This window comes from Neochlamydia sp. S13 (assembly GCF_000648235.2).
Classification (GTDB): domain Bacteria; phylum Chlamydiota; class Chlamydiia; order Chlamydiales; family Parachlamydiaceae; genus Neochlamydia.
Window position 1 is genome coordinate 67,741 of sequence record NZ_AP017977.1, and the last position, 16,336, is coordinate 84,076.

The 16,336-nt window shown below is 36.6% G+C and carries 17 protein-coding genes; 2 read left to right on the forward strand and 15 right to left on the reverse strand.

The features are described 5' to 3' along the window. Positions 1-259: 259 nt before the first annotated feature. From TY21_RS00230 to TY21_RS00295, 14 genes are all read right to left on the reverse strand, one after another. Entirely contained in the window at positions 260-475 is a 216-nt protein-coding gene (locus tag TY21_RS00230; protein ID WP_079980023.1) for an F-box-like domain-containing protein, read from the reverse strand. 318 nt (positions 476-793) lie between these two features. Further along, a complete protein-coding gene (locus TY21_RS00235; protein WP_042244132.1) occupies positions 794-1,171 on the reverse strand; it encodes an F-box protein in 378 nt (125 codons plus the stop codon). A 457-nt stretch (positions 1,172-1,628) separates the two neighbouring features. Continuing rightward, on the reverse strand, positions 1,629-1,865 hold the full coding sequence (locus TY21_RS00240) for an F-box protein (protein ID WP_042244130.1): 237 nt from the start codon (positions 1,863-1,865) through the stop codon (positions 1,629-1,631). 319 nt (positions 1,866-2,184) lie between these two features. Next, entirely contained in the window at positions 2,185-2,559 is a 375-nt protein-coding gene (locus TY21_RS00245) for an F-box-like domain-containing protein (RefSeq protein ID WP_042244128.1), read from the reverse strand. Positions 2,560-2,706: 147 nt separating this feature from the next. Then, positions 2,707-3,081: an F-box protein gene (locus TY21_RS00250; protein ID WP_042244125.1), complete on the reverse strand. Its 375-nt coding sequence runs from the start codon at positions 3,079-3,081 to the stop codon at positions 2,707-2,709. Positions 3,082-3,225: 144 nt separating this feature from the next. After that, positions 3,226-3,603, reverse strand: a complete 378-nt coding sequence (locus TY21_RS00255; protein WP_158622984.1) for an F-box protein — start codon at positions 3,601-3,603, stop codon at positions 3,226-3,228. Positions 3,604-3,748: 145 nt separating this feature from the next. After that, positions 3,749-4,123, reverse strand: a complete 375-nt coding sequence (locus TY21_RS00260; RefSeq protein WP_130589425.1) for an F-box protein — start codon at positions 4,121-4,123, stop codon at positions 3,749-3,751. A gap of 144 nt (positions 4,124-4,267) precedes the next feature. After that, positions 4,268-4,642 carry an F-box-like domain-containing protein gene (locus tag TY21_RS00265; protein ID WP_042240277.1) on the reverse strand — a complete coding sequence of 125 codons (375 nt, stop codon included), beginning with the start codon at positions 4,640-4,642 and terminating at the stop codon, positions 4,268-4,270. Positions 4,643-4,787: 145 nt separating this feature from the next. Beyond that, on the reverse strand, positions 4,788-5,171 hold the full coding sequence (locus TY21_RS00270) for an F-box protein (protein ID WP_042240275.1): 384 nt from the start codon (positions 5,169-5,171) through the stop codon (positions 4,788-4,790). 316 nt (positions 5,172-5,487) lie between these two features. After that, positions 5,488-5,868, reverse strand: a complete 381-nt coding sequence (locus tag TY21_RS00275; protein ID WP_042239644.1) for an F-box protein — start codon at positions 5,866-5,868, stop codon at positions 5,488-5,490. A 144-nt stretch (positions 5,869-6,012) separates the two neighbouring features. Further along, a complete protein-coding gene (locus TY21_RS00280; protein ID WP_158622985.1) occupies positions 6,013-6,390 on the reverse strand; it encodes an F-box protein in 378 nt (125 codons plus the stop codon). Between the two features lie 317 nt (positions 6,391-6,707). Next, the gene (locus TY21_RS00285) at positions 6,708-7,082 is read right to left on the reverse strand and encodes an F-box protein (RefSeq protein WP_130589428.1); all 375 of its coding nucleotides are present in this window, start codon (positions 7,080-7,082) and stop codon (positions 6,708-6,710) included. Between the two features lie 145 nt (positions 7,083-7,227). Beyond that, on the reverse strand, positions 7,228-7,611 hold the full coding sequence (locus tag TY21_RS00290) for an F-box protein (protein WP_130589429.1): 384 nt from the start codon (positions 7,609-7,611) through the stop codon (positions 7,228-7,230). A gap of 219 nt (positions 7,612-7,830) precedes the next feature. Continuing rightward, positions 7,831-8,043, reverse strand: a complete 213-nt coding sequence (locus tag TY21_RS00295) for an F-box-like domain-containing protein (protein WP_042240582.1) — start codon at positions 8,041-8,043, stop codon at positions 7,831-7,833. A 1,099-nt stretch (positions 8,044-9,142) separates the two neighbouring features. On the opposite strand from TY21_RS00295, the gene TY21_RS00300 reads away from it, so the two are divergent. After that, positions 9,143-11,362, forward strand: coding sequence for a YjbH domain-containing protein (locus TY21_RS00300; RefSeq protein ID WP_079979894.1), 2,220 nt, complete (start codon positions 9,143-9,145; stop codon positions 11,360-11,362). A gap of 876 nt (positions 11,363-12,238) precedes the next feature. Beyond that, positions 12,239-13,225 (forward strand): glycosyltransferase, encoded by a 987-nt coding sequence (locus TY21_RS00305; protein WP_130589430.1) that lies wholly within the window; start codon positions 12,239-12,241, stop codon positions 13,223-13,225. Between the two features lie 190 nt (positions 13,226-13,415). On the opposite strand, the gene TY21_RS00310 is transcribed toward TY21_RS00305, so the two are convergent. After that, positions 13,416-15,812 (reverse strand): phosphoketolase, encoded by a 2,397-nt coding sequence (locus tag TY21_RS00310; protein ID WP_042240585.1) that lies wholly within the window; start codon positions 15,810-15,812, stop codon positions 13,416-13,418. Positions 15,813-16,336: the final 524 nt, after the last annotated feature.

Genomic DNA, 16,336 nt, shown 5'->3' on the forward strand with positions numbered 1-16,336 from the left:
GTAAACTTTTGATAACATTTTGTCTTACTTGTTTAAACTCTATCTAGATAATTTTTTTGAAAAAGGAAAGCTTGAATGCTGCAACATATGGAAAAAGTAAAATGGAAGATGGAGTATAAACTATTTTGTGTCTTTTTCAAAAATTTTTATCATAGGATGCTTTCTTTCAACTATTCAAGATACGGCGACTTAATCGGTAGGTTGCAAAATAGCTTTTTTCTTAAGGTCCCTTATCGGGTTAATATATTTCAAAATGTTTTTAATATAGGTTTTTCCATAAGGCCTTGTCTTTGGCCAAATTTTTCCATTGATGGCATATCAGTTCAACTTCAAGAAGGCAGAAAACTTGCAAAAAAGAAAAAATATGCAATAGCAGCTCATCGGGCAGTTGTTTTATAGATGTAACAGTAAAATCATCGGGGGAAATAGTCGTCCCATTTTTATGGTTATCAGCATTTGTCAATGTATTTACCATCTTATCTCCTTAATTAAGGTGTTCGCAGGACATTTTGTATAAAGTATGTAAGCGGTCAAGGGGTATAACCAGCTTTAGATGTGATTCTGCGGGCATTTATAAAGCCAAAAATGCTTGCAAATAGCTGTTTTTTCTATTTACTACACTTATTAATTTACATTGGTGCCTTAGCATCAAAAGATTAAGCAATGCTAATCCTCGTGACTGCTTACTAAATTATTACCAACGGCAAACTCTGCTTTACTCTTGTTTATAGGTTGATTTGCTTTCGAAAGTAAGATTAAGAATTTATTAGTTTGATTATGTATTTTACAGGTTTCATGGCAGACCTATAAATTTTGCTAATTCAAGGTTATGCACATGTTTTATGGATCCTAAGAATGCCATTAATTTTTCATCTTCACGCTCTTCTTGAAGAGTGATAAAATAACTTTTTTTGTTAGATTCCCACCTCTCATGCCAATATATTTTAAGATGCTTTGGGTATAGGTTTTTCCATAAGATCTTGTCCTCGGCCAAATTTTTCCATCGATGGCATGTCAGTTCAACTTCTAAAAGGTCGAGAGCTTGCAAAAAAGAAAAAATATGCAATAGCAGCTCATTGGGCAGCTGTTTTATAGATGTAACAGTAGAATCATTGGGGGAAATAGTCGTCCCATTTTTATGGTTATCAGTATTTGTCAATGTATTTACCATCTTATCTCCTTAATTATCATGTTTAAAGAACGTTTTGTGTAAAGTATGTAAGCGGCCAAGGGGCATACCTAGCTTTAGATGTGATTCTGCGGGCATCTGTAAAGCCAAAGATGCTTGCAAATAGCTGTTTTATCTACTTGCCGCACTTATTAGTTTACATTATTGCCTTAGCATCAAACCATTAAGCACTGCCAACTCTCGTGACGGCTTACTAAAATATTACTAGCGACAAACTCTGTTTCATTGCCTTTGCAGCGGGATTTGCTTTTAAAGGTAAGATTAAGAATTTATTATTTTGATTATGTATTTTACAAGTTTCATGGCAGACCTATACTTTTGCTAACTCAAAATTTCTCTCCACCTGTTTTAGGGACCCTAAAAATGTCATTGTTTTTTCATATCTGAGCTTTACTCGATGGGCTGCAAAATAACTTTTTTTGTTAGATTTCCCCTCATGTCAATATATTTTAAGATGCTTTTGATATAGATTTTTCCATAAAGTCTCGTCGTGGGCCAAATTTTTCCATTGATGGCATGTCAGTTCAACTTCTAGGAGATGGAAAGCTTGTAGAAAAGAAAAAATATGTAATAGCAGCTCATCGGGCAGCTGTTTTATAGATGTAGCAGCAGAATCATTAGGGGAAATAGTCGTCCCATTTTTATGGTTATCAGCATTTGTCAATGTATTTACCATCTTATCTCCTTAATTAGCGTGTTCGCAGGACATTTTGGATAAAGTATGTAAGCGGCCAAGGGGTATACCTAGCTTTGGATGCGAGCCTGCGGGCATCTGTAAAGTCAAAAATGCTTGCAAATAGCTGTTTTTTCTATTTACTGCACTTATTATTTTACGTTATTGCCTTAGCATCAAAAGCATTAAGCAATGCTAACCCTCGTGACCGCTTACTAAATTATTACCAACGACAAACTCCACTTTACTCTTGTTTGTAGGTTGGCTTGCTTTCAAAAATAAGATTAAGAATTTATTATTCTCATCATGTATTTTACAGGGTTCATGGCAGACCTATACATTTTGCTAATTCAAGGTTATGCACATGTTTTATAGACCCTAAGAATGTTATTGTTTTTTCATATTTGCGCTTTACTCGATGAGCTACAAAATAGCTCTCTTTGTAAGGCTTCTCATCTACCCAACATTTTTCAAAATGCTTTCGACCAAGATCCTTCCATAAAGTCTCGTCGTGGGCCAAATTTTTCCATTGATGGCATATCAGTTCAACTTCTAAGAGGTCGAAAGCTTGCAAAAAAGAAAAAATATGCAATAGCAGCTCATCGGGCAGCTGTTTTATAGATGTAACAGTAGAATCATTGGGGGAAATAATCGCCCCATTTTTATGGTTATCAGCATTTGTCAATGTATTTACCATCTTATCTCCTTAATTATCATGTTTAAAGAACGTTTTGTGTAAAGTATGTAAGCGGCTATAAGCTCCGCTTTACTCTTGCTCGTAGGTTGATTTGCTTTCGAAAATAAGCTTAAGAATTTATTATTTTCATTATGTGTTTTACAGGTTTCATGGCAGACCTATATATTTTGCTAATTCAAGGTTATGCACATGTTTTATAGACCCTAAGAATGCCATTAATTTTTCGTGTTCACGCTTTGTTCGATGAGCTACAAAATAGCTTTCTTTGTAAGGCTTCTCATCAACCCAGCAATTTTCAAAATGCTTTCGACAAAGATCCTTCCATAAAGTCTCGTCGTGGGCCAAATTTTTCCATTGATGGCATGTTAGTTCAACTTCTAAGAGGTCGAAAGCTTGCAGAAAAGAAAAAATATGCAGTAGCAGCTCATTTGGCAGTTGTTTTATAGATGTAACGGTAGAATCATTGGGGGAAACAGTCGTCCCATTTTTATGGTTATCAGCATTTGTCAATGTATTTACCATCTTCTCTCCTTGATTATCATGTTTAAAGAACGTTTTGTATAAATTATTAGTAGCCGTAACCCCTGCTTCACTACCTTTGCAGCGTGATTTGCTTTTGAAGGTAAAATTAAGAATATATTATTTTCTTCATGTATTTTACAGGTTTCATGGCAGACCTATATATTTTGCTAATTCAAGGTTATGCACATGTTTTATGGACCCTAAGAATGCCATTAATTTTTCATGTTCACGCTCTTCTTGAAGGGTTATAAAATAACTTTTTTTGTTAGATTCCCACCCCTCATGCCAATATATTTTAAGATGCTTTGGGTATAGGTTTTTCCATAAGGTCTTGTCCTCGGCCAAATTTTTCCATCGATGGCATGTTAGTTCAACTTCTAAAAGGTCGAGAGCTTGTAGAAAAGAAAAAATATGCAATAGCAGCTCATCGGGCAGCTGTTTTATAGATGTAACAGTAGAATCATTGGGGGAAATAGCCGTCCCATTTTTATTGATATCAGCATTTGTCAATGTATTTACCATCTTTTCTCCTTGATTATCATGTTTAAAAAACATTTTGTATGAACTATTAGCGGTTGCAAACTCCGCTTTACTCTTGTTTGTAGGTTGGCTTGATTTCAAAAACAAGATTAAGAACTTATTATTCTCCTCATGTATTTTACAGATGTCATGGCAGACCTATACATTTTGCTAATTCAAGGTTATGCACATGTTTTATAGACCCTAAGAATGCCATTGTTTTTTCATATCTGCGCTTTGCTCGATGGGCTGCAAAATAGCTCTCTTTGTAAGGCTCCTTATCAACCCAATATTTTTTAAGATGCTTTCGACAAAGATTCTTCCATAAAGTCTCGTCGTTGGCCAAATTTTTCCATTGATGGCATGTCAGTTCAACTTCTAAGAGGTCGAAAGCTTGCAAAAAAGAAAAAATATGCACTAGCAGCTCGTCGGGCAGCTGTTTTATAGAGATAACAGTAGACTCAGTAGAAGAGGTAATTATCTTATTTTTATGGTTATCAGCATTTATCAATGTATTTACCATTTTATCTCCTTAATTAAGGTGTGCGCAGGACATTTTGTATAAATTATTAGCAGCTACAAACTCTGCTTCACTGCCTTTGTAGGTTGACTTGCTTTCAAAGATAAGATTAAGAATTTATTATTCTCCTCATGCATTTTACAGATTTCATGGCAGACCTATATATTTTGCTAATTCAAGGTTATGCACATGCTTTAAGGACCGAAAAATTTCATCAATTTTTTTATTTCTTTGCTCTACTCGATGGGCTGCAAAATAGCTTTCTTTGTAAGGTCCTTCATCGGGCCCATATATTTCAAAATGCTTTTGATAAAGATTCTTCCATAAAATCTCGTCCGTGGCCAAATTTTTCCATCGGTGGCATATCAGTTCAACTGCAAGGAGGTCGAAAGCTTGCAAAAAAGAAAAAATATGCAATAGCAGCTCATCAGGAAGCTGTTTTATAGAGATAACAGTAGACTCAGTAGAAGAGAGAGCTATCTTATTTTTATGGTTATCAGCATTTGCCAATGTATTTACCATCTTATCCCCTTGAATATCATGTATAAAGAACGTTTTTGTATAAACTATTAGCAGCCGCAACCTTTGCTTCACTGCCTTTGCAGCGTGATTTGCTTTTGAAGGTAAAATTAAGAATATATTATTCTCTTCATGTATTTTACAGGTTTTATGGCAGACCTATACCCATATATCTTCCTAGCTCAAAGTTTCGCTCCACCTGTTTTAAGGAGCTTAAAAATGTCATTATTTTTTCATGTCCACGCTTTTCTCGATAGGCTGCAAAATAGCTTTCTTTGAAAGGTCCCTCATCGGGCCAATATATTTCAAAATGCTTTCGATACAGATCCTTCCATAAAGTCTCGTCGTGGGCCAAATTTTTCCATTGATGGCATGTCAGTTCAACTTCTAAGAGGTCGAAAGCTTGCAGAAAAGAAAAAATATGCAGTAGCAGCTCATTTGGCAGTTGTTTTATAGATGTAACAGTAGAATCATTGGGGGAAATAGCCGGCCCATTTTTATGGTTATCAGTACTTGCCAATGTATTTACCATTTTCTCTCCTTGATTATCATGTTTAAAGAACGTTTTGTGTGAAGCATGTAAGCGGTCAAGGGGTATACCTGGCTTTAGATGTGATTCTGCGGGCATCTGTAAAGCCAAAAATGCTTGCAAATAGCTGTTTTTCTATCTACTGCACTTGTTAATTTACATTATTGTTTTATCGTCAAACACTTAATCACTGCTAACCCTCGTGACCGCTTACTAAATTATTAGCAGCGACAAACTTTACTTCACTGCCTTTGCTATTTGATGTATTTTTGAAGGTAAGATTAAGAATTTATTATTCTCCTCATGTATTTTACAGGTTTCATGGCAGACCTATATATTTTGCTAACTCAAAATTTCGCTCCACCTGTTTTAAAGACCCTAAGAATGCCATTAATTTTTCATATTCACGCTCTTCTTGAAGGATTATAAAATAACTTTTTTTGTTAGATTCCCACCCCTCATGCCAATATATTTTAAGATGCTTCGGGTATAGGTTTTTCCATAAAGTCTCGTCGGTGGCCAAATTTTTCCATTGATGGCATGTCAGTTCAACTTCTAAGAGGTCGAAAGCTTGCAAAAAAGAAAAAATATGCAATAGCAGCTCATCAGGCAGCTGTTTTATAGATGTAACAGTAGAATCATTGGGGGAAATAGTCGTCCCATTTTTATGGTTATCAGCATTTGTCAATGTATTTACCATCTTTTCTCCTTAATTATCATGTTTAAAGAACGTTTTGTATAAATTATTAGTAGCCGTAACCCCTGCTTCACTGCCTTTGCAGCGTGATTTGCTTTTGAAGGTAAGATTAAGAATTTATTATTTTCCTCATGCATTTTACAGATGTCATGGCAGACCTATACATTTTGCTAATTCAAGGTTATGCACATGTTTTATAGACCCTAAGAATGCCATTGTTTTTTCATATCTGCGCTTTACTCGATGGGCTGCAAAATAACTTTTTTTGTTAGATTCCCACCCCTCATGCCAATATATTTTAAGATGCTTCGGGTATAGGTTTTTCCATAAAGTCTCGTCGGTGGCCAAATTTTTCCATTGATGGCATGTTAGTTCAACTTCTAAGAGGTCAAAAGCTTGCAAAAAAGAAAAAATATGCAGTAGCAGCTCATCGGGCAGCTGTTTTATAGATGTAACAGTAGAATCATTGGGGGAAATAGCCGGCCCATTTTTATGGTTATCAGTACTTGCCAATGTATTTACCATTTTCTCTCCTTGATTATCATGTTTAAAGAACGTTTTGTGTAAAGTATGTAAGCGGTCAAGGGGTATACCTAGCTTTAGATGTGATTCTGCGGGCATCTGTAAAGTCAAAAATGCTCGCAAATAGCTGTTTTATCTATTTACTGCACTTATTAATTTACATTATTGCCTTAGAATTAAACTATTAAGCACTGCCAACTCTCGTGACGGCTTACTAAAATATTACCAGCGACAAACTTTACTTCACTGCCTTTGCACCGTGATTTGCTTTTGAAGGTAAGATTAAGAATTTATTATTTTCCTCATGCATTTTACAGATGTCATGGCAGACCTATACATTTTGCTAATTCAAGGTTATGCACATGTTTTATAGACCCTAAGAATGCCATTAATTTTTCATGTTCACGCTCTCCGTGAAGGGTAATAAAATAACTTTTTTTGTTAGATTTCCCCTCATGCCAATATATTTTAAGATGCTTTGTGTATAGGTTTTTCCATAAGATCTTCTCCTCGGCCAAATTTTTCCATCGATGGCATGTCAGTTCAACTTCTAAGAGGTCGAAAGCTTGCAAAAAAGAAAAAATATGCAATAGCAGCTCATCGGGCAGCTGTTTTATAAATGTAACAGTAGAATCATTTGGGGACATAGTTATCCCATTTTTATTGATATCAGCATTTGTCAATGTATTTACCATCTTTTCTCCTTGATTATCATGTTTAAAGAACGTTTTGTGTAAACTATTAGCGGTTGCAAACTCCGCTTTACTCTTGCTTGTAGGTTGATTTGCTTTCAAAAATAAGATTAAGAATTTATTATTTTCATTATGTGTTTTACAAGTTTCATGGCAGACCTATACCCATATATTTTGCTAACTCAACATTTCGCTCCACCTGTTTTAAGGACTCTAAAAATGTCATTGTTTTTTCGTCTAGGCACTTTTCCCAATGAGCTGCAAAATAGCTTTCTTTGAAAGGTCCCTCATCGGGCCCATATATTTCAAAATGCTTTTGATAAAGATTTTTCCATAAAGTCTCGTCGTTGGCCAAATTTTTCCATCGATGGCATATCAGTTCAACTTCTAAGAGGTCGAAAGCTTGCAAAAAAGAAAAAATATGCAATAGCAGCTCATCAGGCAGCTGTTTTATAGATGTAACAGTAGAATCATTGGGGGAAATAGTCATCCCATTTTTATTGATATCAGCATTTGTCAATGTATTTACCATTTTATCTTCTTGATTATCATGTTTAAAGAACGTTTTGTATAAACTATTAGCGGTTGCAAACTCCGCTTTACTCTTGCTTGTAGGTTGGCTTGCTTTTAAAGGTAAGATTAAGAATTTATTGTTTTCATTATGTATTTTACAGGTTTTATGGCAGACCTATACCCACATATTTTGCTAACTCAACATTTCGCTCCACCTGTTTTAAGGACCCTAAAAATGTCATTGTTTTTTTCCATATCCACGCTTTACTCGATGAGCTGCAAAATAGCTTTCTTTGAAAGGTCCCTCATCGGGCCCATATATTTCAAAATGCTTTTGATAAAGATTCTTCCATAAAGTCTCGTCATGGGCCAAATTTTTCCATTGATGGCATGTCAGTTCAACTTCCTCGAGGTCGAAAGCTTGCAGAAAAGATAGGCAATAGCAGCTCATCGGGCAGCTGTCTTATAGAGATAACAGTAAATTTAGTAAGGGAAAATAATAAGCCTATTTGTATGGTTGCCAACATATGCAGGTAAAAATCTGTTATTGTTTTTTAATTAAACTAATTATTATTTTTGTTTTTTATTTTTTAGGTCAATATATTTTTGTTTAATGTTTAAATAATGTGGTGCTTTTTTTATAAAACGCTTAATAAACTCGTCTCTTAAAGGATGATTTGCCTCTTTTTTTGTAGTCTTCTTCCTCTTCTAAAAAGGACTCTCGAGCATCTATGGCCTGAATGTACAATGATCGGTAGAAAGCTTATTTATTATAACGGCTATCTTTGTAAGTGGTTTTTATAACTTTTGGTAGCTTGTGATACATCTATGTTGGGTATCAGTTCATCGGCTTTACTGCTTTTTTTATTAGCTCACTTAAAAATAATTTTATGCATGTCTAAGCAGACGTCTAGGTGAGTCTTACTTCATGTCCTCCGCTTAGTGTTGGCATGCTGGTACACTTTCCATTCCCCTTCGCCCTAAACCTTTACTCTACGCGAATCGAAGGTTATCTCTTTTGGACGCTTGCTACTTAACTTTTTAAGATACTGCCCAAGCTCTCTAGCGTGCCTGTAAATGCAAGGATAACAGGGAACAGGTAGTCATAAAGCCAGCAAGGCAATCAGCAACAATAAAAATTCTTGTTGAGCTTGGAAGAAGTAAATGCTAGCAGCCTTATCCATCAACGCGTATAGGACGGAGTTATTAGAATAGACCTCATCTTTGCTGTGCTTTTATTTTCCCACCCTCCTTTAATAACTCTATTCCTATGATCATTAAGTTATGCTTCTTCTTTTAGGCTAAAGCTGTATTATATTTGAGCTAACTGCATAGGCGGTAGGTGAGCTTTTTTGCTTTATCAGCCTTTAAGTTTTGTGAGCTAGTAGACTAAACTTTATAGCTTTTAAGCGTTAAAGAGCCAACTTACTGCAGATGCTTTTTCCCATTTATGCAACAACGCTAGAGAAGAAAGGGATCAGCTTTCCTTCTTGCAATTTCATTGGTGAAGAATTATTCTTTTTTCTCAATATAAAAGCTTAACTTGGCTCATGAAAAAAGCATCTTTTTTCCACAGATTCATATTTTTTTTGGCATGTGTACTCCCCTTTATAGGGAGAGGGTCCATCTGCATAAGTGCTGAAGATCAAGCTGAGAGGCTTTTTAACGATCTTATCGTTATTGAATATGTTAACCGTAAGCTTTCTGAAAAGATGCCTGTTACCTACGATTTTTATCAGCAAGGTGGTTATTTTAATATGCCCTCAGCACGCATGGGAGAATCAGGTGAAATAGGTGTAGGATATTCCCATGTCCATCCTTACAAAAACTTTAGCTTAAGAGCTCAACTATTTAGCAGACTTGAAGTCTCAGGAAGCTATAGGGTCTTTAAGGGAGTGGCAGATCCCATTTTAACGCCTCTTGGCTTTGGAGATTTATCCGACAAAGGGGCCAATTTAAAATTTGCTCTCCTACTTCCTGAAGAGAGTGGCTATAAGCTGCCCGGTGTAGCTGTAGGCTTGCAAGACTTCATGGGGACTAAAAATTTTATAGCTAACTATATAGTCTTTACCCAAGTGTTACTTAACCAAAACTTGGAAGTAAGCTTAGGATATGGCACTAAGCGCTTAAAAAAATGGTTTGGAGGGGTTGTGTGGATGCCTTTTCGGCAAAGTCAGCAAAATTACCTTAAAAATCTTGCTTTGGTTGCTGAATATGACGCTACCCCGTATAAAGATCCAGAAATAGAAAAGCATCCAAGAGGAAGGGTAAAAAAAAGCCCTATAAATTTTGGGCTTAAATATCGATTAGCAGACCAGTATGATTTGGCTGTTAGCTATATCAAAGGGCATACTTTAGCCTTTTCCCTATCGACTTTTTACAATTTCGGCACAACTAAAGGTTTTCTTCCTAAAGTTGGCACTCCTCTACCTTATAAGGCCCCCGTTAACCGTGAACCTATGGGAGAGTTAAGGCCTCCTTTTATTCTTGCTCAAGAACTTATCAATGCTTTTCGAGAGCAAGGTTTTGAAATCCTACAAATTAGGCTTGCTAATCAAAACATCTCTGTCTGTCGCTCAACGGCCTTGCGGATTCATCTAATCAATCGTCTTTTTCGTTCGGAATATGATGTGCAAGAGCAGCTGTCTTATCTTCTAGCTGGGCTGATCCCCAGCGACATAGAAAAAGTTAACATAGTCCTGGAATCGGACTTAGGTTTTCCTGTGCAAGAATATCACTATCATATGAAGTGGGTCAGACAATTTGGCGAGGGGAAAAGAGGCGCACAAGAATTAGATTTATTAACCCATAAAACAGAGCTTTCCTCCTCACCGACAAGAGAAGATTTACAACTGTTCAAAAATACTCGCTCTGGCTTTAATTTTGAGCTGCTTCCTAAGACTCATTCTTTTTTTGGCAGTTCTCGTGGCAAAATGAAGTACTCGCTAGGATTAAACGCTGGCTTTAATGGTTTCTTGGCAGGAGATGTTTATTATAGTGTATTACTTGGATGGAATATTTTTTCTAATCTTCACCATATTTCTCCCGTTGATCGGTTGAATCCTTCGCATCTTATTCATGTGCGTACAGATATGATTCGCTATTTCCAACAAAAAGGATTAACTGTTGATGAGGCATATCTTCAAAAAAATTGGAATATGGGTAAAGGGTGGTATAGCCGAGTAGCCTTGGGACTCTTTGAAGAGGAATATGGCGGTTTAGCGACAGAATTTTTATATTGCCCACTTAACAAGCCCTTGGCTGTAGGTATAGAAGGTGCTTTAGTTGGAAAGCGTGCATTAAATGGTGTTTGGTTTACGAATAAAATTCGTCAATTAAAGTTCTCTACTCCTCATTCTTACACGCTCACTCATAAAAAATTTATTGGCTCCCAATATTTTCTGAATCTTTACTATAATTGGGAGTGGGCGAATGTAAACCTTAAATTAAAAGCAGGAAAATTTCTTGCTAACGACTGGGGCATCCGCGGGGAAGTGTCTCGCAAATTTAAGAGTGGGCTTACTATCACTATTTGGTATACTCATACTAATGGCCATGATGTCATTAACGGTTCTGTTTATCATGATAAAGGGGTAGCTTTTTCTATGCCGTTGGATGCCTTCTATACCTGCTATGCTCGTGATTACTGGCGCTATGGGCTTTCTGCATGGCTACGAGATGTAGGGGTGACAGCTTTCACTGGCCGAGATCTTTACGATCTCATCCAAGATGAGCGCTGGAAGATTTCTACTCAAAGCAGTCCTTTCTAAAGGATGAAGAGGGCAAATATAAATGTCATTTATTTTAGCTTTCTTAAAAAAACTATCTCTATATAGATAGCTCAGGTGGTCTATTAACCTTTCTGTAAATATCTCTCAATTCTGCTTTTTAAAGCCAAATGGCATGATAAAAAGAAAGAAATTAAAAAACAGACATAGAGAAGCTTTATGTAAAGCTTGGTTGCCTAAATTAGCAGGGTAAGAAATGGGCGCGTTTGTAAGATAAAAAATATCTTTATGGCTTCCCCAGTTTTTTACTAACTTTAAACCGTCTGTTGAAAGAAAAAATTAATACATACTTAAGCAGCTCTTTAGGTAAGCATAATCCATATGAGAACCTGTTTTTAAGCAGAAAAGGAGCCTTTAAAAGATAAAATTTTCTTTTAGATTACATGTAAATATAGTGCATTTTAACAGAGATGGAGAATATTTTTAAACTTTTAGTACTTTTAATTTTAGTTTTATAGGAAGCTTGCCCCATGGCTTAAAATTCAAAAGTTTTTTAAGAGATTTCAAGCCGTTGAGTTTCCTTCAAGCTAAGCGGGTATCTCAAAACCTTTCTTTTAACTTATTAATCCGGCTTAACATCAGCTTAATCATCGGCAAATAGATCTAGTTCTCCCTTATAAGGGATTAAGCTACGGATTTTAGAATTTCTTTAATAATGGGTACCCCAATAAAGGTAAAACAAGAATTTTAAGGCATCCCCTAACAAAAATGGGGAAGAATTAAAAAATCTCTTTTCCTTAATTTCGATATTATTCATATATACTATAAATTTGTAAAAAGGAAAAAAGGATCGCTACCTCTCAATCTTGGTCTCCTTATTTCCTTTTTTAAAAAGAGACTTTTCTTAGGGTAAAGGATATGTATCAAATAATGGTAGGACTAGGGCTTTTAATAAGCTTTTGGCTATTAACGCCCCCTTCAGTTCAAACTGCAGAACTTAAGTTTAATATATTGAGTGAGTTGAATGGAAAGGGATTGGAAGCAGACCAAAAAATCCTTAGCAGGGCTCTTAAAGAGCTGGGACATCAAGTTTACTTAGGAAATATATATGATGAGCCCCCTACCTCTGAGGTAGATATTAATATATTCTTTCAGTCTATCAATCCTTCATGGCTTCCTTATGCTTCCCTCAATTGGTTTATTCCTAATGCCGAATGGTATACGCAAGATTTAGAGCTTTTAGACTTAATAGATCTTGTTTTGTGCCGTACTCAAGAAACACAAAGGATTTTTGAAAACTTAAAGCTAAAATGCTTTTTCTTAGGCTTTACAAGTCATGATTGTTATCTCTCCCATATAAAAAAAGACTTTTCTTTGTTTTTTCATTTAGCAGGAGGAAGTGAGCAGAAAGGAACGCAGCCGATAGTAGATAGCTGGTTACGTAATTCTTCTTTTCCTTTATTAATTATCCTTAAACATTTTTGCACTGTTAGACCGCGCCAAGCTAACTTGCATTGGATTACTCACCGAGTAGAAGAGCCTACACTAAGAGATTTGCAAAATAGCTGCGGAATTCATTTATGTCTCAGTGAAACGGAGGGCTTCGGTCATTATATTATGGAAGCCCTATCAACTAGGGCGGTAGTCGTCACGATAGATGCTCCTCCGATGAATGAATTTATTAAGGATCCACGTTGCCTTGTTCCCTTCAAGGACTGTAGCCCACAATTATTAGGAACAAACTATTATGCGGATCCGGTACAGCTTGAGGTGGTTATTAATAATCTAAAAGAGTTACCTATCAAAGAGTTAAGGAGAATAGGTTTAGAAAATAGAGCCATGTACTTAAAGAAAACCTACCAATTTACTAACAGCCTGAAAAAATTGATAGATAGCGTTAAATAAAAAAGCAATTTTAAAGATAAAGGGAACTAATGAATGCTATCGCCTTATTCGTTCAAGCGGCTCCTTGCCTATCTATGCACTTAAAAAAGTATGTTCTTAAATAAAGAAGAAGGTAATAAGCAGCTTACTCTCTTTTAAGTAACAATATACCTTTTTAAAGTGCCTGCCCTCTTCTATCTTTATGCTTGCATTAGTAAGGCCATTTCCATTGACGAACAAGCGGCATGTCGTCTCCATATTTAGTGATATATTCTTCATGTTCGATAAGCTTATTATGGATATCTTGCTTAATATATGCTGCTAGATAGCCTAACTTGGGTACTCGATCGATCACGTCTCCTACAAGGCTAAAGCGATCGATTTGATTGCGCACACACATATCGAAAGGAGTTGTAGTTGTGCCTTCTTCTTTATATCCACGTACATGAATATTTTCATGATTAGTTCTGCGGTAGGTAAGTCGATGAATGAGCCAAGGGTAACCATGATAGGCAAAGATGACAGGTTTATCCGTGGTAAATAATTCATCAAAATCTTTATCAGATAATCCATGCGGATGCTCAGTGGGATTTTGGAGCTTCATCAAATTGACAATATTAACTACTCGAACTTTGAGCTCAGGGATTTGTTGGCGAAGAATATCTACAGCGGCTAGAGTCTCTAGAGTAGGCACATCACCAGCACAAGCCATCACTACATCAGGAACATGTCCGCGATCGTTACTGGCCCATTCCCAAATTCCTATGCCTGCGGTACAATGTTTAATAGCAGATTCCATGTCTAAGTATTGCAATGCTGGTTGCTTGCCTGCAACGATCACATTCACATAGTTTCTACTACGTAAACAGTGATTGGTAACAGATAATAAGGTATTAGCATCGGGTGGAAGGTACACACGTACGACTTCAGCTTTTTTGTTCATCACATGATCAATAAAGCCTGGGTCTTGATGGGAAAAACCATTGTGATCTTGTCGCCAAACGTGGGAGCTTAGCAAAATGTTAATCGATGAAATAGGTGCACGCCAGTGGATAGAGGAGGTGGTGGTATGTAGCCACTTAGCATGTTGGTTAAACATAGAATCTATAATATGAGCAAAAGCCTCGTAAGTAGAAAAGAAACCGTGCCTGCCTGTTAAAACATAACCCTCCAGCCAGCCCATGCATGTATGTTCGCTTAATATTTCCATCACGCGCCCCTCGGCAGATAACTCACTACCATCTTCATCTTCGGGAAGATAATTAGCCATCCAACTTTTTTTTGAGACTTCATAGATGGCATCTAAGCGGTTGGAAGCCGTTTCATCAGGACCCATCACGCGGAAGTTATGTAAGTTGTTTTTCATGACATCGCGTAAGAATTTTCCCATGATACGGGTGGACTCAGCTTCAATCTGGCCAGGCTTTTCAATTTCAAGGGTATACTCGCGGAAATCAGGCATTTTTAATTCTTTGCGGAGTAAACCTCCATTAGCATGGGGATTATCTCCCATACGACGTTTCCCTTGAGGAGCTAAAGCAGCAAGTTCAGCGAGGAATCTTCCATCTTCATCAAAGAGCTCTTCAGGATGATAGCTTTTCATCCATTTCTCTAATTGCTGTACATGGGCAGGTTTAGCAGCCATATTGGATAAAGGGACCTGGTGGGAGCGCCAGAATCCTTCAGTTTTTTTGCCATCGACTTCTTGCGGCCCTGTCCACCCTTTAGGGGTTTTAAGAATGATCATAGGCCAACGTGGACGCTCGATAAGTTTGTTTTTACGCGCATCTTCTTGAATTTTCTTAATTTCTGCTATGACACTGTCAAGTGTATGAGCCATATTTTGATGCATCTGATAAGGATCGGAACCTTCGATTACATAAGGTTTGTAGCCATATCCTTCGAAAAGGCTCTTTAGCTCTTCAGGACTGATTCTAGCTAGGAGAGTAGGATTAGCTATTTTATATCCGTTGAGGTGAAGGATAGGAAGAACAGCACCATCTTTTGCTGGATTAAGAAATTTGTTAGAATGCCAGGAAGCAGCAAGCGGTCCTGTTTCTGCTTCTCCATCTCCCACTACGCATGCCGCAATAAGGTCGGGGTTATCAAAAACAGCCCCATAGGCATGAGAAAGTACATAACCTAATTCTCCTCCTTCATGAATAGAGCCGGGAGTTTCGGGGGCTACATGGCTAGGTATTCCACCAGGAAAAGAAAATTGCTTAAAAAGTTTTTTCAAACCTTCTTCATCAGAAGAAATGTTAGGGTAATATTCACTATAGGTTCCTTCCAAATAGACGTTGGCTACCAAACCTGGACCGCCATGACCGGGTCCTGCTAAGTAGATCATATTTAAATCTCTAGCTTTAATCAGGCGATTTAGGTGCACATAAATAAAATTTAAGCCCGGGGTTGTTCCCCAGTGACCTAATAGGCGAGGCTTAATATCTTCAATAGTAAGAGGACGTTTAAGAAGCGGATTATCAAGGAGATAAATTTGCCCAACAGAGAGATAATTACTTGCCCGCCAATAAGCATCCATTTTATAAAGCTCTTCCTCTGTTAAGGGTCCGCCTTGGCAAATGGTACTAGGAATTTCTCTTACCATACTTTCTCCTTAAAAATCCTGTAGTTATTTTATTCATACAACTAGTAATTTATTTAATTCAATGGAGGATTAAAGAAAAGCTGTAGTTAAAGTTTGAATAAAATAACTAAAAAATTTTTTTGACTTAAGCCACTAATAATGAAACGTAAATGTAGGTAAAAGAGAATGAAGGTAGTGCCAATAATTAAAGCCCTTCATTTAAGCGTGGGATGGAAAGATAGACTGAGCATTAACTAAAAAAATAAACAGAAAAAAAGGATAAATTTCACAATTACTCTTAAAGCTTAAGGAAGAAGGGTATAAAAAGAGCCTTATGTAGAAAGATAAGCTATCGCCTTGCTAAACAACCTCTTACTATAATTTATTTGTCAAGCTAATCAAGTAGGCTTATTTTTTTCGCATCTTTTAAAGGTAGGAAGCTGAATTAAAGCTCAGTAGTTTTGTATTCCATCCACTGTCTAACCTCGTCTCATTAACTTCTTTTCCCGCACTAGCTTAAGGAAAAGTTAAAAGAAGTATAATCT